Origin of the sequence: Mesorhizobium sp. YL-MeA3-2017 (genome assembly GCF_030814575.1) — a bacterium.
Taxonomy (GTDB): domain Bacteria; phylum Pseudomonadota; class Alphaproteobacteria; order Rhizobiales; family Rhizobiaceae; genus Mesorhizobium; species Mesorhizobium terrae.
Window position 1 is genome coordinate 502,012 of the sequence record NZ_JAUSVH010000001.1, and the last position, 20,966, is coordinate 522,977.

A 20,966-nucleotide genomic window follows, 5' to 3' on the forward strand; every position below is an offset into this window, starting at 1 on the left:
GGTCGCTTGCGTAGCGCGGGCAGCGCCGTTCATAGGGGCGGCGAGTGGTTTCAGTCCAGGGCATCATGATCTCCGTCGAATCTCAGCAATCCGACAGAACCACAATCCGCTGAAATCACTTACTTCTTTTTAGAACGGACACTGAGGGAAACGGTCACGTGGTTGGGGGCAATGGGGCGAACAAGCAGACCAACAAAACCGTACTGGAACCATCCTAGACTGGTCGGTCGATCGCCCGCTCTGGCAAAAGGGATGCCCTGCGCCGGATTGTGACAGGCGAGACGCCCGACGAAGCGGCTCTCGGCGAACTGCTTGCCCTTTGCAAAAAAAGGAACAGGTTCCGACGCAAAAAAATTGGAGCCTTCTGCGCTTGAAGCCGGACACCTGCCGATAATGCCGGTTGGCGGTGAATCGATAGCGCTGGCCAGCCTCGGCGATACCGCCGGAGGTGAGCCGGTTCGTTTCGCGATCTTGATGACTTCGAGGCGACTCTCGGCCCGGCTCACAGCACATCTTGGCGCATGGCGAAGCGCCGGAGGGCTGAAAGCACCAGGAATGGGATCAGCGCGGTGAGGATGATGGCGACGAAGGCCATTGCCATGCCGAGGCCGACCGAGCCCTGCTCGAACTGTCGCCAGATGAAGCTGGCCACGGTGTGCACGCCGACCGGCGCCACCAGCAGCGAGGCCACCAGTTCGCGTGTGGCAACAGCGAAGACGAACAGCATCGAGGCGACGAGATTGGGCAGGATCAGCGGCAGCAGGATACGCCGGAATGCCACCGCGCTCGAAGCGCCGGCTACCCGCGCCGCAGCTTCGAGATTGTCGGCGATCTGGTGAAAAGCCGCAGTGGTGTAACGCACCGGTTGCGGCAGCAGGATGCAGCAATAGGCGAGCAGCAGTATCAGCGAGGTGTTGTAGGGCGTGATGGGTAGCCACGGCTGGTTCCAGGCAAGGATTAGCCCCACCGCCACGACGACGCCGGGAAGTGCATTGGGGATGACGGTGAGCATATCGAGCACAAAGCGGCCGCGCACCTTCGTCTTGACCACGATATATGAGGCAATCGCACCGAGCAGGCCGGTGACCAACGCCGTGGCAACGCCGAGCGAGAGGGACAGCGAAAGAGCCTTGAGCGCGCCGGCGCCGTCTTCCCAGATGTTAGTGAAATTCTGCAGCGTCAGGTTATCCGGCGCGAGGCCGCCGGAAATGGTGCGTGACAGCGCGGTGGCAAGGATGGCTAGAAGCGGTGCGCCGGCAGCAATGAAGGCGACCAGCGCAAACAGCGCGAGCACCGGCACTGCGAGCAAGCCCAGCGGCCGCTTGACTATGGCTTGCGGCTTGCCGCTCACGGTCTGGAAGTTCCTGGCCGACAATAGGCGCCGCTGCACGAGGAAAGCCGAGAACGACAGCAGGACCAAAACCAGCGCTATAATAGAGGCGCCAGATAGGTCGACCGGCCAATCCGAGACGCGTAGCTCGATCTCCGTCACCAGCACGGTGAAACCGATGCGGTGGCCGAGCGCCGCCGGCGTGCCATATTCCTCGATCGCCATGGCGAAGACCAACAGCAGGCTTGCCGCCAGACCGGGGAGCGAAAGCGGCAATGTGATGCGCCAGAAGGCCTGCCAGGGCGAGGCGCCGAAAACGCGCCCGACATCGGCATATCGCGCGCCAACGGCGGCAAGCGTTCGCGTCATGGCGAAATAGACGACGGGAAAGCAATTTAGCGACATGACGAAGGCCATGCCAGGGACGGAGAACAGGAAGGCAGCGAGATTGAAACCGGTAAGCTGCTGCAGGTAGCCGCGTGGCTGCAACGTCATGATCCAGCCGAGCGTAGCGATATAGGGCGGGATCATGAATGGCACGAGCATCAGCGCGTCCCACACCACCGCGCCCGGCACGAGGAACCAGGCGCGGAACAAGGCAAGCGGCACCGCGATGAGCGACGAGAATACGGCTACGGCGATGCCGAGCCCCACCGTGTTCAGCGCCAGCCGCAGCAAGGCCGGATCGGACAGGGTCGGCGCCAATGCGGAGAACGGCGCTGCGAGCGAGCCGCGCCCCAGTTCCGGAAAAATGGCCTGCAGGATAACGAAGGTGAAGGGCACCACCACGACCAAGACAAGTCCGGCTGCGGCCACCCACATGGCCGGCGAGGTACCGCCCGACCGTAATCCCCTGCGCGCTTTCCTCGACCCGGGGAGGTCGGGGGACGAGAAAGCGATCGCCCCGCCATCCTCGGCAGACCGCGCCACTTCCATCGTCCCCATCGCCTTAACCTAGTTGGCGAAGATGGCGTTGAACTTGGCCAGCGTGTCCTTGCGCTTGGAGTAGACGGCGTCGGTGTCGATCTTCAGCACCTTGAGGTCACCGACGAGCGGTCGGTCGGCTTTAATGTCGGCGCGCGCCGGCATCAGCTCGATGGCGGCAACCTTGGTCTGGCCTTCATCGGACAGAACATAGTCGACGAAGCGCTTGGCGTCGTCTTGCTGCTTCGACCAGTTGAGGATCATCATCGGCCGTGGTGCGATCACCGTGCCGGAAGCCGGGAAGATGACTTCGATCGATTCGCCCTTCTTGCGGCCGGCGAGCGAGATGTAGTCGACGGCGCCGAAGACAGCAGCCTTGGCACCCTGCAGCACGGGATTAAGAGCCTCTGCATTGGCGCCGGCAACGGCAGCCCCATTGCCTTTCAGCGCCTCAAACAGTTTCCAGCCGCTCTCGGCCTCAAGCGCGGCAGTCAGCTCGAAGGACGAGCCGGACTGTGCCGGGTCAGGGATGTTGACCAGATCCTTGTAGTCTGCCTTGGCAAGGTCGCTCCAATCGGCCGGCTTCGGCGTGCCGCTCTTGGGGTTCCAGGCGATAGCGAGCGCTGAGACCCCTTGGGCAACCGCGGTGTCGGACTTCAGGAAATCGGGCACTGAGGTTGCGTTCGGGCTGGTATAGGGCACCAACCAGCCGCGCTTGGCGAAGTCGGTGGCCGTGTCCCAGGAGGCTGAGATCAACACGTCGACGACCGGATTGGCGGCCTCCGATTCGATACGGGCCATGACCTTGCCGGTGGTGGCCTGGAAGATATTGACCTTCACGCCGGTGCTGGCGGTGAAGCCAGCGGCGAGATCTTCGATCAGCTTGGCCGGGCCAGCCGTGTAGACTGTAATGTCGGCCAGCGCTGTCGAAGCAGAAAGCGCCAAGCCCGCCAAGGTCGACATCACAAAAAGGGAAATGCGCATCAGGTTCGTTCCTTTCCTTGTCAATTCGCCGGAAACCAGCGAAGTCCCCCGGGCTCGATGGCGAGCCCGACCTTCTCGCCGACGGTGCGGCGCAATCCGCTGACGGTTTCGACCACGACGCGCGCAGCCCCTTCGCCAAGCGCAACCGACAGTGCATAGGAATCGCCGCGGAACAGCGCGCGTACCACTTGGCCGTTTGCATCTGCCGCCTCCGGGGCAAGCACATCGATCGCCTTGCGGCCCAGCATGATGCGCGCGCGGGCGGCTGCAGCCGGACCTTCCGATCCTGGCGCCAAATGGATGCCGGTGCCGCAAAGTTGCCATGCACCGTCTGCCTGTCGCTCGGCCTCGACCACCGTGCCGAGCTTCAGGAATTCCGCTACCTCGACGCTGGCAGGGGCGGAGACCAGCGTCTGCGGTTCGGCGCACTGGATGATCGCACCGCCCCGCATGACGGCGACCTGGTCTGCGATGGTGAAGGCCTCGCCCTGGTCGTGGGTGACATAGACGGCGCTGACACCAAGATCGGAAAGAAGCGCGGCGAGATCGACCGCAAGTGCCTCACGCAGCTCGCGGTCGAGGTTGGACAGCGGTTCGTCGAACAACAGCAGCCCCGGTTCGCCAACGATAGCGCGAGCTATCGCAACACGTTGTTGCTGGCCGCCGGACAGGTCGCCCGGTCCGCGCGCTGCTAGCGGGGCAAGACCGACACGGTCAAGCACAGCCATGACGCGGTGCTCAATCTCGGCCCGACCAAGGCCCGCCATCTCCAGCGGAAAGGCGACATTGCCAGCCACGCTCATATGCGGCCAGAGCGCATAGTCTTGGAACACCATGCCGAGCCCGCGCCGTTCCGGAGGCACGAACAGCCTGGCGTTTGCATCGGCCATCAACCGCCCGCCGATCGAGATCGTCCCTATAGTCGGGGCGAGTAGCCCGGCGAGTAGACGCAGAAGCGTGGTCTTGCCACAGCCCGAAGGCCCCAACAGCGCCAGGGTGCGGCCGCGCTCGAGGTCGAGGCCGATATTGCGTAGGATCGCTGTTTCGCCATAGGAGAACGCAAGCGCGCGCAGCTCGATGGCTGCCGTCCCGGCAAATTGACCTGTGATGCCCGACATCGCCAGCCCCGTGATGCCGGCAAGCCCTAGCGGCTGCGGATGACAGTTTTGCGAAATCGTGGCGACGGTTCCGCGAGGAAACCGGAGTTGTCAGCGCCTGAGCGACGAATTTTACCTCGTCTCGAAGCTTAAGCAGACTCACCAAACCCAGAACAGCAGCCACCAGTTACCTGCGCCGAACAGCACGGCGGCGGCAATGCCGACCATAGCGACAAGCCTGCGCCCAATGGAGCGGGAATAGCGGGCGGAAACCTTCCATGCCAGCCAAAGGCACCATAGGGCGGAGCCGAGCAGGAGACAGGCTCGCACGGCGTCAACGAAGCCGAGCGACAGGCCTTCGCGGCGCAGCAGCGTCACGGTCGTCATAGACAGACCGAGGAACACCCCACAGCCCGCCATCGGGATCAGGCATTGCGCAAGGTGATGGAGAGGGGCGGCCTGGAACGCCCCGAGCGCGCGCGTTGCAAAGGCTAGCGCCGTGCCGACGGCCATGGTCGTCAGGCAAGCGATCGCCAGCACATAGGCAATCATGAGGGCGCCGTCCAAAGGCGTCATCATGTCGTTCTGGTCAGGATAGTTGGTCAGGATCCACCAAGGCAGGCGGGGTTCGATGAGCGCGGTGCCGGCATGCTCGACCAGCCATTCGGCGATATGCTGCCGAGCCGTCACGTAAAGAGGACTGGAGGCCCACTGGAATGCACCGGCCGCCAGCCCCATCAGACCGAACACGATCAGGAACGTTTCCCATGGCTTTGGCTCGTCGCCGGCGACATTGACGATCTCGTGCGATGGAGAGCGGATTTCCAGTGCGACCGCCTGTTTGAACCCGGCGCAGCGTCCGCACATGTGACAGGCCGATCCGCCCTGCATGGTACGGATCGGCACAAGAGGCGCGCAGTTGACGAAGGGGGTGGGCCCACCAGGCACACGACGCCATGCGACCCAGTTCGCCTTATCGACGCGGTAATGCAGTGGCGCGAGCTTCGACAGCAACGCAAAGACGCCATTGACCGGGCAGAGATAGCGACACCACACTCGCTTGTCGCGACCGTATAGGAAGCCGACGGTCACGGCGGCGAGCGTCGACCCTCCCAGCACAATGATGACTGGTTTCGGATATTGGTAGACGCTAACCATTTGCCCGTAGATGGTCGTGCAAGCGAAGGCGACGAATGGCCAGCCTTTCCACTTCATCCAGCGCGGTATGGCTCGGGCTAGGCTGTGACGGCTGACCGCTTCCGCCAGTGCGCCTTCCGGGCAGAACAGGCCGCACCACGAACGGCCGACCAGGACCATGCTGACCAGCACGAAAGGCCACCAGATGCCCCAGAACGCGAACTGGGCAAACAGCACAGCGTCGGACCATATGTGCGACAACCGTGTCGGCATCGGTGCAAGCACCGGGACTATCAACAGCAGCACATAGGCCACAACGATGATCCATTGAAGCCATCGGATCGCGTTCTGATGGTCACGCAGCCACTCCCCCGCGCGCTTTGTAGCGGCTCTTGCGTGGCTGCCCGACCGAAGGCTCAAGCCGGCTGGGCTGCACGGGGTCGGTTGAGCAACCATATCACCAAAGTCCAGTATGCCGCGAAGGCGAGCAGTTCGATCATCACAGGGCGGGCGCGGTAACCGGTGAGGCCGGAAATGACGCCACCCGCCATGCCGCTGTCCGGTAGCAGCGGCGAGGTATCCCATAGTCGCCCCGACAGCGAGGGCAACAGGCCGAGCGAAATCAGATGGTCGATGCCTGAGAGGAGTAGGGATGCAGCCAGAAACAGAAGCATCACCTCGGTCACCCGGAAGAATGTCCGCCACGACAGGATCTTGCCGCCGATCTGGAGCAGCCAATAGGTGGCAAGCGCGGCGACGATGCCTAGGACGGCCGCGATCGCGGCTCCGAAATTCGAAGCGGAAACGCCAGCCATGGTCCCATAGAGGAACACCGCGGCCTCGCTGCCCTCGCGCAGCACGGCCAGCGTTGCCAGGGCGAACACGCCAAACCAGTTCGACCGGTCCGCGACCTCGCTCAGTGAGGCGTGGAGTTCGGATTTCAGCGTGCGGCCATGCCTGCGCATCCAGAATACCATCTGGACGATAAGGGCGGCGGCGAGCAGAACGATGGCTGTCTGGAAATACTCCTGCGAGTCGTCACCCAATGCGTCGCCTACCGTCAAAAGTAGAAACGCGAGCGCGACGGCTCCCACCAGACCGACGACAACCCCGGACCACAGCCATAACCGTCCCGACCGGCGTTCGGCGACAGGGCGCTTCCCGAGCCAAGCATTGAGAATGCCGATGACGAGCAGCGCCTCGATGCACTCTCGCCAGATAACGAACAGGACATTGAAATCTTGCGTGCCCATGGCAGAGCTACTTCGCAACGAGAACGGCTGGCGCCGCGCCGGGGTGGAAATCGTCGAAAAAGGGGTATTCGCCGGGGTCGAGTGTGCGAATGACCATCACAGCCTCGGAATGCGGCGCAACGACCTTTTCCTTGCGCAGTTCCAGGCTCTCGAACTCAGCCGGCATATCCCCCATGTTTGCCAACTCGATCCGAATGCGCATCCTGGCGGGCACCTCTAGGCGAAGCGGTGAGATGGCGCCGTCCCTGAATTCGATCCTGAAGGTCGGGTCGTCGGCCAGCGCGGCCGATGATGCTGATGCAATCCACAGTCCGGCCAGGGCTGCGATGATCCACCCGCGCGCCGACATCGGATCAGTACGCGCCTTTCTTGCCGGTTCCGGCGTAGACAAAATCGTAGTCGACGGTGAATGGCTTGAACCACTCGCCGACGCCGGTCTCCTTGTCGACGTGACGGCCGAAATGCGCGTGCATATTGGCTGAAGGCGGGGAAATGGTCAGCTTCAGCTTATATTTACCCGGTCCATCGAGCTTCACGTTGTCGCCATAGTGCGGCCCGTCATTGGCCACCATGGGCATGAAATCGCCCTTCTGCGTGTTGCCATTGTCGACGTGGGTCAGCTCGTAGGAGACGACGAGATAGGGCATCCAATCGCCCTCGGCAAAGCCGTTCGTGTTGCCTTTTCCAGCTTTGATGTCGGCCTCGAGGTGCACGTCGGAATCCTTGGCCGGGCGCATCATCCCTTCCGGCTCCATCTCGATGGGCTGAAGATAGACCGCGCCGATCTCCATGCCGGCCTCGGAGTGAGGTGTGCCCACCGGGATTTCTTTCGCCAGAACCGAGCCGGACCCCATGGTCAGGAGAGCGAGTGCAAGCGCCGCTGTAATGGATTGCATGTTCATTAGCGTCCTCGATGCTTGTTTGCGCTGTAAGACAAGACAACCCCTGCCACGCATCGTCTGTCGGCGGCGCGCAAATACCTTACTGGAGAAGTCATGTTTTTCACTTGTCAGCTGCCCCACTCAAAGAGTCAAGCGAAAACAAAAATTTGCGATCCGGCTTTCGCGGCTGGCGTCGTAGACGAGGAATTGTCCAGCTGCGGCCAAATGGCGTTCGTTCATCGGTATTCAGACGGACATCAACTGCGCCCTTGGGCGAGCCGTGGCGACATGCAAACCTGTGACCTTCCGGCGGTGGCCAGCTCCTACGATCCCCTTCGTGGTAGAGTCGATAGGCGCGGTTAATTCGAGAAGCCTCACCCTCGTGCCTGAGCAGAACGAACAGCCGCCCGCATCCAGTTCCCGCGCCTTGGACATCGATGCAGTGCGACCGTACGACGCTGGAACACGCGGCTTCCAATTCTGGCAAAATTCACGCACCAGATGACCGACTGGATATCGTTCGGTTTTCGGCGCCACCTCCGCTTGGCATGGACAGAATGAAGTCGATAAGGTTGGTTGCGGAAGAAGCGGCTGAGGCGAGGACCGATATGCGTGCCTGGAAGATGGTTGGTTTGGCCGCTATTGCGATCTTCATAGCGGCGGATCCGTGGATTGCATCTGCCCGAGCCGACAAGATGGTGGTTGTCCCACCGGGCAACCGCTCTCACGTTCAGCCCACAATTCCCACAGCGTCTGCCCAGAGAACACGGGCCTTCAACACGACTTACGAGGCCAAATACGCTCAGATCATCGCCCTGCTCGGGCGAGAAAAAACCCTGATGGCGCAGATCCATAAGGCAGCAGAAGCCTATGATATCGATCCGATCCATATCGTCGGTGCATTGGTAGGTGAGCACACCTACAATGTGAGCGCGGTCGGCAGCGCGCAGACCTACTATGTGAAGGCGCTGGCCTATGCCAATGCGGACTTCGTCTTCCGCTACAAGGGAGTGTCGTTGCAGACCTTCCTCGACCGTCCGGAATTCGCCCACTGTAAAGCCGAGACAGGCAGCGCCGCGCTGTGGAACTGCCGCGACCAGGTATGGCAAGATGCCTTTCGCGGAAAAACGGTGGACGGCGTAGCCTACGAGCCTGTGACCTTCCAGCGCGCGTTCTTCCAGCCTTTTTACGCGGGACAGACATTCGGCTTCGGTCAGATCAGCCCTCTCACCGCCTTGGAGGTCACCGACCTGGTTCACAAGGTCAGCGGCTTGCCCAAGCTGACAACTGACAAACCCCAGGCGATCTATCGCGACATCATGGATCCCGACCGATCGATCATCTACATCGCCGCGATCGTGCGGGATTCCATCGATGCCTATGCAGAACAAGGCTACGATATCTCACGCAACCCAGGCATCACCGCCACCCTATACAATGTCGGTCAACCCAGGCGCCGCGCAGCGGAATTGCGAGCAACAGCAGGCCGCAAGGCGCAAAAGCTGCCGGTTGAAAACTACTACGGTTGGCTGGTCAACGAGAAGCTTGACGAGTTGGAGACTTTGCTCAACCAGCACACACAATAGGATGTTACATCGATTCATCGACGTATTTGGAGCGTGGCAACAAAATTAGCAGCGTTGTCTTGCCTCGAACCTGGACGACAAAGCTTATCTGGGATTGGGCTCCCAAAGAGAAGAAAATCCGAAACGTGCGGGCGGAGAGATTGAAGAATGCGTCGATCGCGACGGCGGTCGGCAACTTCGGATAAACTACCTTTCGTTCAATGTGTTTTCCGGTTGAGGAACAATCTCAAACTCTCGCGAATTTCTGCTTCATCGAACACGCCCTGCGAAAACAAATCCATTGTGGCCATCGCCAAATCTTCTGCCATTTGGCTTCCGCATGGAATGCCTTCGCAGATGCAAATGTCATCATAGACGCCTTTTAGTAGCTTCAAATCGTCTGGATAGGCGATGCCGCTTAGTGAGAAATAGGGAACCGACATAGCTACCTCTCTGCTGGCGTGGAAGAACGGTATTCGTTCGCAGCTGCCAATTCACAACCAGATTGCCACGCAGCTTTTCGACATGGTTGCTTGGCGGCAAGCACCAGTCCTGATCGGTTACAGCATCGTCGATCATCTGGAGCTTGCAGAACAACCGAACTTCAAAATCAGGCGCAGTGCAGCGGGAGCGGACATCGTCTACGAAGAATGCCTGCAGCCCGTCATCCCGAAAGCCGATGATCCTTCACCTCACTAATAAGATAAATATACCGCTAGCAACTCATTTCACAAAAACCATCCATCGCTGGCCTCATCGTGCGACGCACACTTCTGTTCCCGGATGGGAGCGCAACTGCGCGCACAATCCGTATTGTCTGTTTGAAGAAACTCGACCGGGGCGGTGGCAGACGGTCAAGGCGGACGCATCAGCACCCCTGCGTAGCGGTTTGGCCTTGGCGGCCAGACGCCGTTCTGATCCCATTTCTCACCAGCAGTAAAAGGATACGCCGTTGCGGATCGACTTACAATCCGAGTCCGCGCTGCCTGCCGAGAGTCCATTCGATGCCACCGGCCTTGCACATGACGCCAGAGAAGTGTGTGCCAATCTGTTTTTCGAGAACGGGCTGCCAAGGAACGAACTGAAAGCCGAGCCAACCTCCCATCATCGCGAAGTGCCCGCTAGCGAGCCAGGCAACGGCGGAAGGCATCCAGTGACGTACTCGCCTGGCTTGCTGGGGGAATAGGTCAGCCCACGCTCGGCGGCTCGCGCGCGGCCGACGCAGCGATCTCGGTGACCTCAAATCGGGCGATGGGTCTTTGGGTGCGGATGCTGCCAACGTCAAGCCGCGTGGCTTGGTCCTGATCGACAAGGTTTTGGCGGCGGCGCGCAAACGCTTCCATAACCCCTCGGCTGAAGCGAGCTTCTGCGAGCGGCCTCCAGTTGGGTGACGCCAGCTCCTGGTTGAGCCAGCTCGCACCACCGCTGCCGATCTGCTTGCCTAGGCTTTGAGTGGGGAGGTTGCGGACGGCAAAAACATTGCTCCGGTCAGGGGCGTCACTGGCCATGCGGCGTTCGGTGATGTCGGCGGGGATTTTCCGCTCGTCGACATCAACCTGCTCAACATGCCCCACGCGGCGCCGGGTCAGCCGGTCCCGCACAAGGTAGTCCGTCTGTTACAACGAAAGCCCATGCAACGCCTGAAGCACCAGCATCTTGAACTTCAAGACCACGTCAAAACCGGGGCGTCCGCCTTTCGAAATCGCACTGCGCCGGACTGTCTTCTCCAGCACTATGCCGAACCGATTGTGAACTCGTTCCAGGGAACGAAACTTCGGATGTTCTGGCTGGCAACGTTTTGACGTTTCCGCTGTCCACAGCCATTTATCCGGCTAAATAAATATCCGGTAGAGCAGCTGCAGCTGCAAGATTACATTTTGGTAAAGCCATTTAAATGCCATGAATCTGGATCGAGATCATATTTCGCCTAAAAAGGAGGTGGTTGAAAATGAATGCCGATGAACAGAACCTTCTCAGTAACCTCTTTGATCGTACAAGGCAGGCGGCTGATACTCCACGTGACCCCGAAGCCGAGCGTTTCATTCTGAACCAGATTAAAAGCCAGCCTTCGGCCCCTTATCTCCTGGCTCAGGCTGTCATCGTCCAGGAACATGGCCTGAACGCATGTCACGAGCGCATCCAGGCATTGGAAGCGCAGGTGAAGGATTTGCAGAATGCGCCGCCCACACAACCGCAGTCTGGCGGCTTGCTGGGTTCGATCTTCGGCAGCTCCCAAAGTGCACAGTCGTCCCAGCCGTCTCCCGGTCGTTTCAGCGGACCCTGGGGCAGCGGCACAGCTCCCCAGGACGGATATCCACCACAAGGGCAGCAGCCACAGGCCGGGCGCTGGGCGGCACCGCCGCAACCACAGGCCCAAGGCGGCGGCTTTCTGCAGGGCGCGTTGAGCACGGCAGCCGGCGTGGCGGGAGGCGCACTCATGTTCGAGGGCATCAAGAACATGATGGGCGGTAATTCGTTGTTTGGCGGCCCGGGCGCCGGAACCGGCAGCGCGCCGCAAACTGGTGCCAGCGAGACGGTCATTAACAACTACTACAGCGATGACAAGAACACCGGTACGCAGAACGATTACGCCGAAATGGATCGTCTCGACGACGCATATGACGATTCACAGGACAGCGATACCGATGATGACAATGTAGCTTAAAGCGACGGGCGATAAGCAGGACGTTGTCCAGCTTATCGCCCGTCTTCCGGTGTAGAGCCGATTGTGCAAGATGGAATGCACCGTGCTGACCGGCACCGAGTTGCCGCTCTTCGGGTAGATGAGCCCGTCAGCGTGTGTAGCGTTAGTGAGTCCCTTGAGCAAATACTGTCCAGTCGCATAGCGCTCGAACAGCCTGGTAACCGCCGGTGCTAGTTCTGGATGAGGTTCGATGACCTTCTTGCCACCCTTGGGCGTAGTTGATGTAGCCAAGCGGCGCTTTGGATGGCCAGATTCCCTGCTCCGCCTTTTCCATCCGTCCCTTGCGGGCTTCCTCGGAAAGGTTGTCGATGTAGTTCTTGGCCATCAACACTTTGATGCCATGTATGAACTTTTCCGACGAGCGGGAATCCCGCGATAGCACCATGCCTTCCTTGGCGAGATGGATTTCGATATTCAACTCGTCGAGCGTCACCCAACCTTGAGATTGCGGTAAAGCCGGTCGGTCTACCTGCCCAAGCTGTACGCGAAGATCCCCTCCCCGCCACCGACCGAGAACACGCCGCAAACCATGGGGCCAATGCTCGCTTACCTGCGCGATCATGGCGTCACCGGGTTGTTGGAGGCCATCAGCGACGAGGACACGGTAAGGACCGTGTCCGAGATGGACAAGACTGGAACGCTCAATATGCGTTTCGAAGCGTCCTACAGGATCGGGAAGCCAGGTGATGTCGAAACGGCAATGACGACGCTACGCCGATGGCGGAGCCAATATGGAACCGCACATGTCGGTGCTCATACGGTCAAATTCTTCCTCGACGGCACCAATGAGATAGGAACGAGCTCACTTCTGGCCCCCTTCTCAAACGGAGCGAAGTCTGTCGAGCCTGCTATGACGAAGGAGGAACTTGCCGGTGTTCTGGTCAAGTTGAACCAAGCCGACATGGATATGCACCTTCACATGGTCGGCGATCGTGCGTTTCGCACCGCTCTGGACGCAGTGGAGATTGCCCGCAAGACCGTCGGAGCCGCCTGGAAGCAGCGCGTGACCTTCGCGCATTGCGAACTCATCGACGACGCTGATTTTGCCCGCGTCGTTGATCTCGATGTGACGCTCAACTGGACCCCGCACTGGTCTGGTGGGTATTTCCAGGGCAATGAGCCTTATCTCGGACAGGAACGGCATGACAACGAATATCGGTTTCAGCCGGTCATCGCGTTTGGCGGTCGGATAACCTATGGAAGTGGCACCGTTTCCAAGCAGGAATGGGACCGATCGGACCCGTTCTTCGGAATGCAGATCGCCCACACCCGACGCGATATCGAGAAGGGTCTGGTTTCTGATCTCATTCGCAAGCCCGCATCGGAAATGCTGCAGTTGCAGGATCTCGTCGCTGGATACACTCGAAACTCCGCCTATCAGCTAAGGCTCGACGACAAAGCCGGGACCCTCCAAAAAGGGAAATCCGCCGACTTCATGATCCTCGATCGCAACCTGCTCCACACTCCGGCGCTTGAGGTCAGCAAGGTGACGCCGAAGACGGTTATCTTCGAAGGTCGCGTCGTGAGCGGTCACTTCTGACTGGTGGACACGACCCGGTCATTGTCATAGGCGATCGTTCTGGCGCACTTGCATATAGAGCGGTGGTAGGACCGCTCAATATCAAGTCCGGAATTGAAGCCCATGATCACACCCTCCCGAAGAGGTGCTCGCGCTCCCAGGCGGTGATGACGCCCTGGAAGCTCTCGAGCTAGACCTGCTTCAGGCGCAGGTATGGCCCGCCTGCCCCACGATCTGCCTGATCGGGCCTCTCGTTTCGATAGTGACAGGATGGCGTCGTTGGTCTCCTGGCGACGGAGGTATCCCTCGTATTGCAGCCGTTCGGCATAGATCAGAAGCGTTGGATCAGCGGCACTGCTGCCGATTGCCCTCCTGATCTGTCACATCGATATCCCCACAGCATCGAGAACGGCTCGACTGGAATTCTCCATCGGATGCCAACGGTCAGCGACTTGATCGGCATGCGGTAGAGCCTCAGCGATCGCCTCTCCATAGCCCTGTCGTGCCGAAGGGAGGAACTGGCCATCGCTTGATTGGCAGGAATTCAACGAGCGCCATGGTGAGTTCCGTGTAGATGGCTTTCGTATTCAGCCCGGCTGTGGTTCCGAATAGCGGTTACGCCGTTAGAACACTTCAACCTGACGATGTGCGGGAGGTAAAGGAAACGATGCAAGAATCCTGATCCGTGATGAAACTCGAGGGAAAGCACGAAGTCGACCTGCGCAATAAGCTTACCACCGCAATAGCTTCATCCTGGGATGGTCTCTTGGTCAGGGGTCGTCTCAGCAACCAAATCTTCCCATCTGGAGGTCGTTCCAGCGAATTCACTCGCCAATCCCGCGTCAGTGGGTTCGTTCAATCAGATTTGCGGCCAGAAAGGGACCTCCGCCAATTGATGACGCTCGAGATCCACTCCAATGCGCGGCCGCGCTCCAAACCATTGTTGATGAGAAACGCAGCCGGCCGCCGCGTAAGCAAAATGCAAATCTTACGAATCGGTAAGTTGAGCGCCTTCGTTCCGTCAAAATCGACATAGCAGGAGATGGACGTGGGGGATTGTTCTCAACAATTGGAGATGGAAGATGTTTCGTAAGATTGTTCTCGCGACCGCAGCTGTCGCTGTATTCAGCATACCGGCTTTTGCTGCTGCCGAGTTCTACGTCGCCAAATCTGCCGCTACCAAAAAGTGCGAAATCGTCGACAAGAAGCCGGACGGCACCAAGCTGACGGATGCCGGTAAGAAAAGCTACGCCACCAAGGCCGACGCAGAGAAGGCACTGAAGCTTCTCAACGACTGCAAGTGATCTGACGGGAGCTTCACGGTTCCCAATTCTTAACCTGCTCCGGTCTCCGGAGCAGGTTTTTTCATTTGACCATCAGCCGGCGTCAGGCAGGCATCGACCAGAAGCCCACGGGCGGTTCTCCATCAGCCCATGCCCTATGAAACAAAGGTCGGCTTTCTTGCCTTTGCGGTTGAGCTTGGCTCGGGATTGGTGATCGCGAAATGCGTCTCTTTCGACCACTTTTGATCATGAAAGTTCGCTTCCGCGTTGCGCCCGCCGCCGCCAGCCGGCGGCTCATCCGAGCTATTCGGCTCGATGCTCTTCGTCGACGCCCAGGCCTCGATTAGTGTGCCGTCGACCGAGAAGTGATCGCAGGATAGAAACTTCTTCACCCTAGGACCTAGTGACGATTTAACTGTCTGAGCTGTGAATCGGCATGCAGTGAAAATCAACCCTCTGGCTCTCCCTTGCCGGCAGCGGCATCGTCGACCGCCGTGCCCCGGAGGTCATAACTGCCAGTTCCCTCATCATCGCTCGAACGAGCGGTTCGCCCCTCTTCATCGATCTGCCTCGCAAGGAGACGGCTCGCCCTGTCACCTGACCACGTATCAGGGCCGCAAGACCTTCGCCCGCTTTGTCGGCAAACGCGACCGCCCAGCCTTCATGCCCTCCAGCATCATTTCGGGCACGTGACCCGCATCATGACCGACAGTGCCTATGTCGGCACGGATTTCTGCTTCATCTTCGCTCCTTGCGGCTACGATGAACCAGAACTCCTCCCTTCGTGAAGTCCCTCTATTTGTCTCAAAGGTCCTGACGGCGGACATATATCGCGGTGATGGTGCAGAGATGGTGTCGCGTGGAAATAGAGCCCTTGGTCTTTTGACATTGCGCTCGGGGAGTTGAGCGAAATTAGCTGAAGGCCCGCCCTTGATCCAACGACGATGTCCACAATCCAGGCCTCCATCTCGGTCCATCTCCACGGCTTTATGCGCGTTGTGAAAACAGACGCCGTTTGGCGCGCTTGCACCGTCGCAACAAGCCGAACAGGAATACGATCAGAAGGAAGAGCGCGAGGCACCACCAAAGCCACCTCGGCAGCGTATGCGGCTTTCCCAGGCCCATGCCCGCTGCAAACACCTCGGTCAAATCGCGCTCGATAGCACCGATCGCGCATCGCCCATCACGACCTGCGCGCGTGTGACTGTAGAGGTCAACGCCGCCAACGACCGGGTCGGTGATACAGAGGCGCCAATCGCCGGCGCCACGCGCGGCGCTGAAGAAGCCCGGCGCGTAGCCGCTATCGAGTCCCGGGTCCGCGACTTGGGCTGCCGCGCCGCACGCATTGTCTGGACTCTGCAGGTTGGGACCGATCGCCGTTGGCGTGGCTCCGGGCACACAATTGCCCCCGGTGTTTGAAAATATCGCGACGTTTCCAAGCGCCAGGGCGGCACCGGTGGGCGCGGCAAGGCCGGTGGCGGCGTTGTTGGCAACAACCGAATTGACCAGGCGCAGGCGCGAGCCCGAGATGGCGGCGCCCGCTGCCGTATTGCGCGCGAGAATTGTGTTGCCGACTGCCGAGTCGACCCCGCCCAACGCCAATGCGCCCCCGTCATCTGCGGCGTGATTGTCGACGATGATCGACCGCGTCAACGTCATCTGGTCGTTGGGTATGGGGTTGGTCGTGTCGGCGAGAACCTGAAAGACGTTCTGCCACGGCTCGGGCAATGACGCGGCCTCCAAGGCGGCCATCGCCCCACCGACGCGGCCGGCGACATTGTTGCGTAGCAGCACGCCGTCGGCCATGACCTGCCCCGCGAATGCCAGTGCGCCGCCAGCCTGGTCGGCGGTATTGCCATCGAAAGTTACGCGAGAGATCACAAGCCGCGGCAGATCGATCCACTCGTCGGCGCTCCAGATGTTCTCGCGCGGTGGCCGACCGAATGCGGCAATGGCGCCGCCAATCCGCGCTGTGTTGTGTTCGAAGGTCGATTTCGTCAGCGTGACGCGCGAGCCGAGCGCAAGGATGGCGCCGCCGAGGCCAAACGAGCCATTGTCGACAAAGTCGCTGTCGGTGATCTCGACATCGGACCGTACGATGGTCAGCGCGCCGCCGGTCGCCCCGAAGGCATCGCGCGCCGCCTCCGGGCGGGTGCCATTCTCGACAAATCGGCTGGCACGGATTTTGACCCGCGCATCCGTGAACAGCAGGCTTGCGCGGTTGCCGGCGAAGGTCGACCGATCGATTGTGATCTGCCGCGACAGCGCCACCCGGTCTGGCGTCGGCCACGCGCCGCCGGCGATCGGGTGGTCCCCGTTGCCGATGAATTCGCAGTCCGCCATCTCCACGGTCTCGGCGTTGACCACGGCGCTGCCGGTCGCTTCCGCTTGCGCGTCGCCGTTGCGGCGAAAGCGGCTGTTCTTCGCGCGTAGCGTGCGCACCAGAAAGGCCGATGGGCTGTCCTCGACCATCACATTGTCGAGCGTGACGGTTGCGTGGTCGCCTGCGACGATCGTGCCCGCGGCTGCTGCCTTGTTGGTGAGCGTCAGCCCGGTCAGATACAGCGACCACGTCGTGGTGAACATCGGCCCATTGCCGGGACCGGACAGTGTCACAGGCTGTTCGGAGCGGATCGTGCGCGAGGATGGCACAACATGCGTCGCGGTGACCGCGATGTGGTCTTCTCCGGCCGGGCAGCGGATCATGATCGATCCCGGTTGGCCGAGCGCCGTGGCGAGGTTGAGCCCGCCCGGCGCATCGTCGCGGCCGCACACGGTGACGAACTGTTCCTGCGCTGCCGCGCCGCCCGTGACGAGCATGAAACCCAGTACGAGGGTGGCGAGGCGGCTAGAACAGATCATCGAGCTGTGCCCCGTCCTCGGCCTTGCGGACCGGATTCTCTTCATCATCGAGGTTGATGAAGATGCGCCGGCCGACCGACCGGCAATTCGCCGCCTGCGCCGCTGGCACGGCGCTGATCGTGAAGCGCGCGTCGCTCTCGTGATTGACGATGCCACAGGCGCGCCGGTCTGCGCCGAAATCCTCGTCCTCCGCCTCGAATTCGAGGGTTCGGTCATCCGTCGTCGTGTAGGTGACCTTGTCGCTGGCCGACGCCTTCTCCCAATCGGCGACACGACCGGAATTCCTTGCTTTCACTGCGGCGATGAAAGCGGCCAGCGACCGTCCGAAGCGATCCTGCTCGGCCACCTCGAAGAAGCCCCAACTCGAGCCGTCGACGTCGATGCCGTCGTGGTCATAAAGGGCGATGAACACGTCGCCGCGGTCGTCCGGGTCCTTCAGCGCAGGGCAGACGTGGCCATCGATGGCATAAAAATGCTGGTCGATCGTCGTCCAGCACGACGGACTGAAATCCGCTGGCAATCGTGGCCGCAGCCCGCAGCCGAAGGCGCCTGCGATGCAGTTGTTGTGCGAGTACGTCACCAGCGGTTTGTCTTCTTCCATACCATATTGCTCTGCAGTTCCGTCAAAGCGGAGGAAGTCAGTGACGCGGTTGCGCTCGCGTGTCGTTCCGTCGCTGTTGGTGACGGTTCGCGCTCGTGTCATCAGCGTCGTCGGCACACCGACTCCACGGTCGTTGGCCGGAGACAGCAGATATGTTTTGATGCCGAAGATGAGGCTGGTTCCAGCAGGCTGGCCTTCGTCGTTGCCGCCGGCGGTGAGGAGCCAGCCATTACCGCTGACATAGGCTTCGCGACCGAAGTGGCGGTATTGCTGCACTCGCGGTGTCGTCTTGTCGACGGCTATATCGAGGATCATCGGGTCAGGGCGATAGCGCGAGGTAGAGTAGAAAGAGAGTTGGCCAAACGTCTCCGGCTTCGCGATCCCGGTCGGGGCGAAGCGGTTGTTGCCGGTCCATACCTGAAGGGCACCAATCATTGTGTCGGCGCCCTGGACGAGTTCTGTCAGTGGGCGGCCGTCATAGAATTGCTTGTTCACTTCGGCACGGCGGCGGAACGGGATTAGCCTTCGGCCTTCGAGTGAGCCGACCGCTGCCTTTGCCGCCGACAAGTCGAACACCGCCGCCGCTGCGGTCACGATCGCTTTGTCCTTGTCATCGCACGGAGCGTCGGCGCCCCGCTGCAGGCCGGCAAGGTCATAGTTCCATCGCACGTCGCAGGCATAATCGATGAGGTTGAGCAGCGCGAAGTGGCTGAGCCGCGCATATGGCTTCGCGTTGTATTCAAGGAAGTCTTCTTTCGCGATCCGCTGCATGCGCTTCAGGAGCCATTCGCGCACGTCGTCGTTGAGGTCGGAGATCTTGTCGAACGCCTCGCGGTTTCCGGCGCGGGCGAGTTCAGCCATCATCAGCTTGTTTTTAAGATAACGCGAGGTGTTCTGCATCAGCAGGTGGTTCTCTGTCTCGTCTATGCTCGCCCACAGCACCGAGCCGAAGATGATGATGGTCACAACCGCCGCCACCACCGCTGCCGCTGCCGCTGCGGCGCCTGCTGCCATCGCTCCGGCTGCTATCGCGGCGCCGATACCGAATGACACGGCCGCCGCCGCGATCAGGATGAGAAGCACCGCGAGAAAGCGCCAGAAACTGTCCCAGCCCGACGGGTGGAGTTCCTCCGCGCCGTCGTTGTTGTAACGTCCAACGCCTGGGTCGCTGCCAGTTCCCTCCACGGTGTCGATCGCGCTGCCATACTGGTTGTTTTGGTTGCCGCAGCTGAAGACCAGGTTGAATTGCTCACGCGCCGTTGCGTTGCCGGGCGCGGATCGCAGAGACAGGAAGCGCGTGTTGAGCCGCCCAAGTGCGGCGTCGACGTCAAAGCCGACGCCGTGGCCACGCTCGCCGACGCGGTAGAGCACATGCGCGATGCGGGTATATTCGAGAACTCCCATATCCCAGTCGCCTTTCACGTCGGCGCCGGAGAACTCAGAGAGGCAAGGTACGCCATCGGTACCGGGGACTTCGGGCTTGACGATGCCGCCCTCCTCGGTCCACGGCCCATGGCGGTCGTCGAGCAGCACGGCGCGTATCTGCCGGGCGAGGCAGGCGCGGGTCATATCCACCTGCACGCGGCTGTCACCCGGTGGAACAAATACGTAGGCTACGCTTGAGCAAGGGCCTTGGTCGTCCTCGAAACGAAACCCGAACCAGTCATTGTAGACGCGGTTGACGACATCCTGGGCTGAGGCGTTGCGGGGCAATGCTCGTGCCTCCGGGCAGCGCCCGCGGCTGTCTGGCTGACCCAGATAGGACGGCGGATCGTCTGGTGAACGGCAGCGGGCGAGTGGGCGCCAAGCTGCGATGACCGCCGTGGGTTCGGCGAGCACGCCGTAGCAGACGGGCCGACCGGCCGCAGTCGAGTTTGGGGCGATCGACGCGTCCGCCAGCACCGCCGCCTTGCCGAGAACCAAGGTTAGCGGCCACGCGGCGAGGTCGGATTCATTGAGGTTTGGTGTGTTCGGATCATCTGGAAACCCCTTTTTGCCGAACCGGCTCGCCAGTACGAATCCCTGCACGAACTCGTACTCATTGCCGCACGCCATGACGAGGTGGAGGCGCTGCGTGCGCTCGGCGAAGCCATCATGCGCCGCCTGACCGGTCGTCGCTGCCGGGCCGAGGTCGGCTGCGGTCTGTGCTGCCGCGGGCAGCGCCAATACAAGGAACAGGCAGAACGCGGCGAGGCGGCGCATCATTGTCCGACCGCCAGCATCGGGTTCGCCTGCTCACTTGCGACGAAGCTGCGGATGTCGGGCGTGACGCAGACCAGATCCTGCACCATAGCCTCACGCCAGACATAACCGTTGGCGCAGGTCTTTGGACCGAATGGTCCGGGCACCCACAGAAGCGGGGCGCGCGCGTTTTCGGCTGCGATGCGCTTTCGGCTCGCCAGGTCCACGCAGACGGTGTCGGAGGGCAGCGCCCTTCGCGGCGCAAGTGGCGCCGGGCAAACTGAAACGATCGGTCCGGCGATAGCCTCGGTCGCCGTCATCACGAAGACGACCGCGATGATCATGTGCCATCGCGGAAGCGTCACCGGCAGAGGGACGTAAAATGCCATTCTCTTGTCCGACACGTTTAGCTAAACGACTTGCGAATTGCGTATAGCGGCGCCGGCAAACGCCCATGGTGTAACTCTAGCATGTCACGCGCCGAAAAGGCAGCGTCCCGCCACGCGCAGAAACAGCTTAATTACTTCTGTGGCCCAGATTTGAGGCGCAACCGATCCCTTTCCTCGGCTTGAGCGTCTGGAGAGATTCGGCCAACACCTGCGTCAGACAGTTCGCAAACCGAATATGCTTGATCCTGGAGCCCGT

Annotated in this window: 20 protein-coding genes and 2 pseudogenes; 4 read left to right on the forward strand and 18 right to left on the reverse strand. The window is 60.9% G+C overall.

From position 1 onward, the window contains the following. Positions 1-119: 119 nt before the first annotated feature. From QFZ88_RS02330 to QFZ88_RS02365, 8 genes are all read right to left on the reverse strand, one after another. Complete coding sequence (locus tag QFZ88_RS02330) at positions 120-506, reverse strand: hypothetical protein (RefSeq protein WP_137900813.1); 387 nt, start codon at positions 504-506, stop codon at positions 120-122. After that, complete coding sequence (locus tag QFZ88_RS02335) at positions 503-2,152, reverse strand: ABC transporter permease (protein WP_024925873.1); 1,650 nt, start codon at positions 2,150-2,152, stop codon at positions 503-505. Before QFZ88_RS02335 ends, QFZ88_RS02330 begins: the two co-directional genes overlap by 4 nt. A gap of 132 nt (positions 2,153-2,284) precedes the next feature. Further along, a complete protein-coding gene (locus QFZ88_RS02340) occupies positions 2,285-3,238 on the reverse strand; it encodes an extracellular solute-binding protein (protein ID WP_024925874.1) in 954 nt (317 codons plus the stop codon). Between the two features lie 20 nt (positions 3,239-3,258). After that, a complete protein-coding gene (locus QFZ88_RS02345; RefSeq protein WP_036255447.1) occupies positions 3,259-4,356 on the reverse strand; it encodes an ABC transporter ATP-binding protein in 1,098 nt (365 codons plus the stop codon). Positions 4,357-4,494: 138 nt separating this feature from the next. Further along, positions 4,495-5,928, reverse strand: coding sequence for a 4Fe-4S binding protein (locus tag QFZ88_RS02350; protein ID WP_024925876.1), 1,434 nt, complete (start codon positions 5,926-5,928; stop codon positions 4,495-4,497). Beyond that, complete coding sequence (locus tag QFZ88_RS02355; protein WP_024925877.1) at positions 5,889-6,725, reverse strand: FTR1 family iron permease; 837 nt, start codon at positions 6,723-6,725, stop codon at positions 5,889-5,891. The genes QFZ88_RS02350 and QFZ88_RS02355 overlap by 40 nt, the downstream gene beginning before the upstream one ends. A gap of 7 nt (positions 6,726-6,732) precedes the next feature. Continuing rightward, entirely contained in the window at positions 6,733-7,074 is a 342-nt protein-coding gene (locus QFZ88_RS02360; protein ID WP_024925878.1) for a cupredoxin domain-containing protein, read from the reverse strand. Positions 7,075-7,078: 4 nt separating this feature from the next. After that, positions 7,079-7,621, reverse strand: a complete 543-nt coding sequence (locus QFZ88_RS02365; protein WP_024925879.1) for an iron transporter — start codon at positions 7,619-7,621, stop codon at positions 7,079-7,081. A 593-nt stretch (positions 7,622-8,214) separates the two neighbouring features. Here QFZ88_RS02365 and QFZ88_RS02370 point away from each other — a divergent pair. Continuing rightward, the gene (locus QFZ88_RS02370) at positions 8,215-9,192 is read left to right on the forward strand and encodes a DUF1402 family protein (RefSeq protein WP_024925880.1); all 978 of its coding nucleotides are present in this window, start codon (positions 8,215-8,217) and stop codon (positions 9,190-9,192) included. A gap of 197 nt (positions 9,193-9,389) precedes the next feature. Here the strand turns inward: QFZ88_RS02370 and QFZ88_RS02375 are convergent, their stop codons facing one another. The 4 genes and pseudogenes from QFZ88_RS02375 to QFZ88_RS02390 form a co-directional block, all read right to left on the reverse strand. Beyond that, entirely contained in the window at positions 9,390-9,614 is a 225-nt protein-coding gene (locus tag QFZ88_RS02375; RefSeq protein ID WP_024925881.1) for a hypothetical protein, read from the reverse strand. Positions 9,615-9,645: 31 nt separating this feature from the next. Continuing rightward, a pseudogene (locus QFZ88_RS02380) lies at positions 9,646-9,855 on the reverse strand (type II toxin-antitoxin system RelE/ParE family toxin); the annotation flags it as partial. A gap of 280 nt (positions 9,856-10,135) precedes the next feature. Beyond that, positions 10,136-10,321, reverse strand: coding sequence for a DUF3363 domain-containing protein (locus tag QFZ88_RS02385; protein WP_024925882.1), 186 nt, complete (start codon positions 10,319-10,321; stop codon positions 10,136-10,138). A gap of 37 nt (positions 10,322-10,358) precedes the next feature. Next, on the reverse strand, positions 10,359-10,772 hold the full coding sequence (locus tag QFZ88_RS02390) for a DUF3363 domain-containing protein (RefSeq protein ID WP_051512229.1): 414 nt from the start codon (positions 10,770-10,772) through the stop codon (positions 10,359-10,361). Positions 10,773-11,119: 347 nt separating this feature from the next. Here QFZ88_RS02390 and QFZ88_RS02395 point away from each other — a divergent pair, with 347 nt between their 5' ends. Beyond that, positions 11,120-11,836 carry a DUF2076 domain-containing protein gene (locus tag QFZ88_RS02395; protein WP_036255442.1) on the forward strand — a complete coding sequence of 239 codons (717 nt, stop codon included), beginning with the start codon at positions 11,120-11,122 and terminating at the stop codon, positions 11,834-11,836. Here QFZ88_RS02395 and QFZ88_RS02400 read toward each other — a convergent pair. Beyond that, the gene (locus QFZ88_RS02400) at positions 11,798-11,998 is read right to left on the reverse strand and encodes a hypothetical protein (protein ID WP_244431380.1); all 201 of its coding nucleotides are present in this window, start codon (positions 11,996-11,998) and stop codon (positions 11,798-11,800) included. The two genes, QFZ88_RS02395 and QFZ88_RS02400, sit on opposite strands and share 39 nt — an antisense overlap. Beyond that, a complete protein-coding gene (locus tag QFZ88_RS02405; RefSeq protein ID WP_024925886.1) occupies positions 11,979-12,308 on the reverse strand; it encodes a recombinase family protein in 330 nt (109 codons plus the stop codon). Before QFZ88_RS02405 ends, QFZ88_RS02400 begins: the two co-directional genes overlap by 20 nt. 105 nt (positions 12,309-12,413) lie before the next feature. On the opposite strand from QFZ88_RS02405, the gene QFZ88_RS02410 reads away from it, so the two are divergent. Next, the gene (locus tag QFZ88_RS02410; RefSeq protein ID WP_024925887.1) at positions 12,414-13,415 is read left to right on the forward strand and encodes an amidohydrolase family protein; all 1,002 of its coding nucleotides are present in this window, start codon (positions 12,414-12,416) and stop codon (positions 13,413-13,415) included. A gap of 1,061 nt (positions 13,416-14,476) precedes the next feature. Continuing rightward, positions 14,477-14,698 (forward strand): hypothetical protein, encoded by a 222-nt coding sequence (locus QFZ88_RS02415; protein WP_024927182.1) that lies wholly within the window; start codon positions 14,477-14,479, stop codon positions 14,696-14,698. Positions 14,699-14,748: 50 nt separating this feature from the next. Here the strand turns inward: QFZ88_RS02415 and QFZ88_RS02420 are convergent. The 4 genes and pseudogenes from QFZ88_RS02420 to QFZ88_RS02435 form a co-directional block, all read right to left on the reverse strand. Continuing rightward, positions 14,749-15,075, reverse strand: a pseudogene (locus QFZ88_RS02420) (IS5/IS1182 family transposase); the annotation flags it as partial. 589 nt (positions 15,076-15,664) lie between these two features. Continuing rightward, the gene (locus QFZ88_RS02425; protein WP_139116488.1) at positions 15,665-17,263 is read right to left on the reverse strand and encodes a hypothetical protein; all 1,599 of its coding nucleotides are present in this window, start codon (positions 17,261-17,263) and stop codon (positions 15,665-15,667) included. Positions 17,264-17,525: 262 nt separating this feature from the next. Then, positions 17,526-20,345, reverse strand: a complete 2,820-nt coding sequence (locus QFZ88_RS02430) for a hypothetical protein (protein ID WP_024925262.1) — start codon at positions 20,343-20,345, stop codon at positions 17,526-17,528. Beyond that, positions 20,342-20,710, reverse strand: a complete 369-nt coding sequence (locus QFZ88_RS02435; RefSeq protein WP_024927286.1) for a hypothetical protein — start codon at positions 20,708-20,710, stop codon at positions 20,342-20,344. Before QFZ88_RS02435 ends, QFZ88_RS02430 begins: the two co-directional genes overlap by 4 nt. Between the last annotated feature and the right edge of the window lie 256 nt (positions 20,711-20,966).

Bases quoted from the DNA above. Each gene is read 5' to 3' on its own strand.
- QFZ88_RS02395 (WP_036255442.1), top strand. From the start codon at position 11,120: ATGAATGCCGATGAACAGAACCTTCTCAGTAACCTCTTTGATCGTACA.
- QFZ88_RS02345 (WP_036255447.1), bottom strand. From the start codon at position 4,356: ATGTCGGGCATCACAGGTCAATTTGCCGGGACGGCAGCCATCGAGCTG.
- QFZ88_RS02425 (WP_139116488.1), bottom strand. From the start codon at position 17,263: ATGTTCACCACGACGTGGTCGCTGTATCTGACCGGGCTGACGCTCACC.
- QFZ88_RS02365 (WP_024925879.1), bottom strand. From the start codon at position 7,621: ATGCAATCCATTACAGCGGCGCTTGCACTCGCTCTCCTGACCATGGGG.
- QFZ88_RS02415 (WP_024927182.1), top strand. From the start codon at position 14,477: ATGTTTCGTAAGATTGTTCTCGCGACCGCAGCTGTCGCTGTATTCAGC.
- QFZ88_RS02435 (WP_024927286.1), bottom strand. From the start codon at position 20,710: ATGGCATTTTACGTCCCTCTGCCGGTGACGCTTCCGCGATGGCACATG.
- QFZ88_RS02335 (WP_024925873.1), bottom strand. From the start codon at position 2,152: ATGTGGGTGGCCGCAGCCGGACTTGTCTTGGTCGTGGTGGTGCCCTTC.
- QFZ88_RS02385 (WP_024925882.1), bottom strand. From the start codon at position 10,321: ATGCCTTCCGCCGTTGCCTGGCTCGCTAGCGGGCACTTCGCGATGATG.
- QFZ88_RS02410 (WP_024925887.1), top strand. From the start codon at position 12,414: ATGCTCGCTTACCTGCGCGATCATGGCGTCACCGGGTTGTTGGAGGCC.
- QFZ88_RS02375 (WP_024925881.1), bottom strand. From the start codon at position 9,614: ATGTCGGTTCCCTATTTCTCACTAAGCGGCATCGCCTATCCAGACGAT.
- QFZ88_RS02430 (WP_024925262.1), bottom strand. From the start codon at position 20,345: ATGATGCGCCGCCTCGCCGCGTTCTGCCTGTTCCTTGTATTGGCGCTG.
- QFZ88_RS02360 (WP_024925878.1), bottom strand. From the start codon at position 7,074: ATGTCGGCGCGCGGGTGGATCATCGCAGCCCTGGCCGGACTGTGGATT.
- QFZ88_RS02370 (WP_024925880.1), top strand. From the start codon at position 8,215: ATGCGTGCCTGGAAGATGGTTGGTTTGGCCGCTATTGCGATCTTCATA.
- QFZ88_RS02340 (WP_024925874.1), bottom strand. From the start codon at position 3,238: ATGCGCATTTCCCTTTTTGTGATGTCGACCTTGGCGGGCTTGGCGCTT.
- QFZ88_RS02350 (WP_024925876.1), bottom strand. From the start codon at position 5,928: ATGGTTGCTCAACCGACCCCGTGCAGCCCAGCCGGCTTGAGCCTTCGG.
- QFZ88_RS02355 (WP_024925877.1), bottom strand. From the start codon at position 6,725: ATGGGCACGCAAGATTTCAATGTCCTGTTCGTTATCTGGCGAGAGTGC.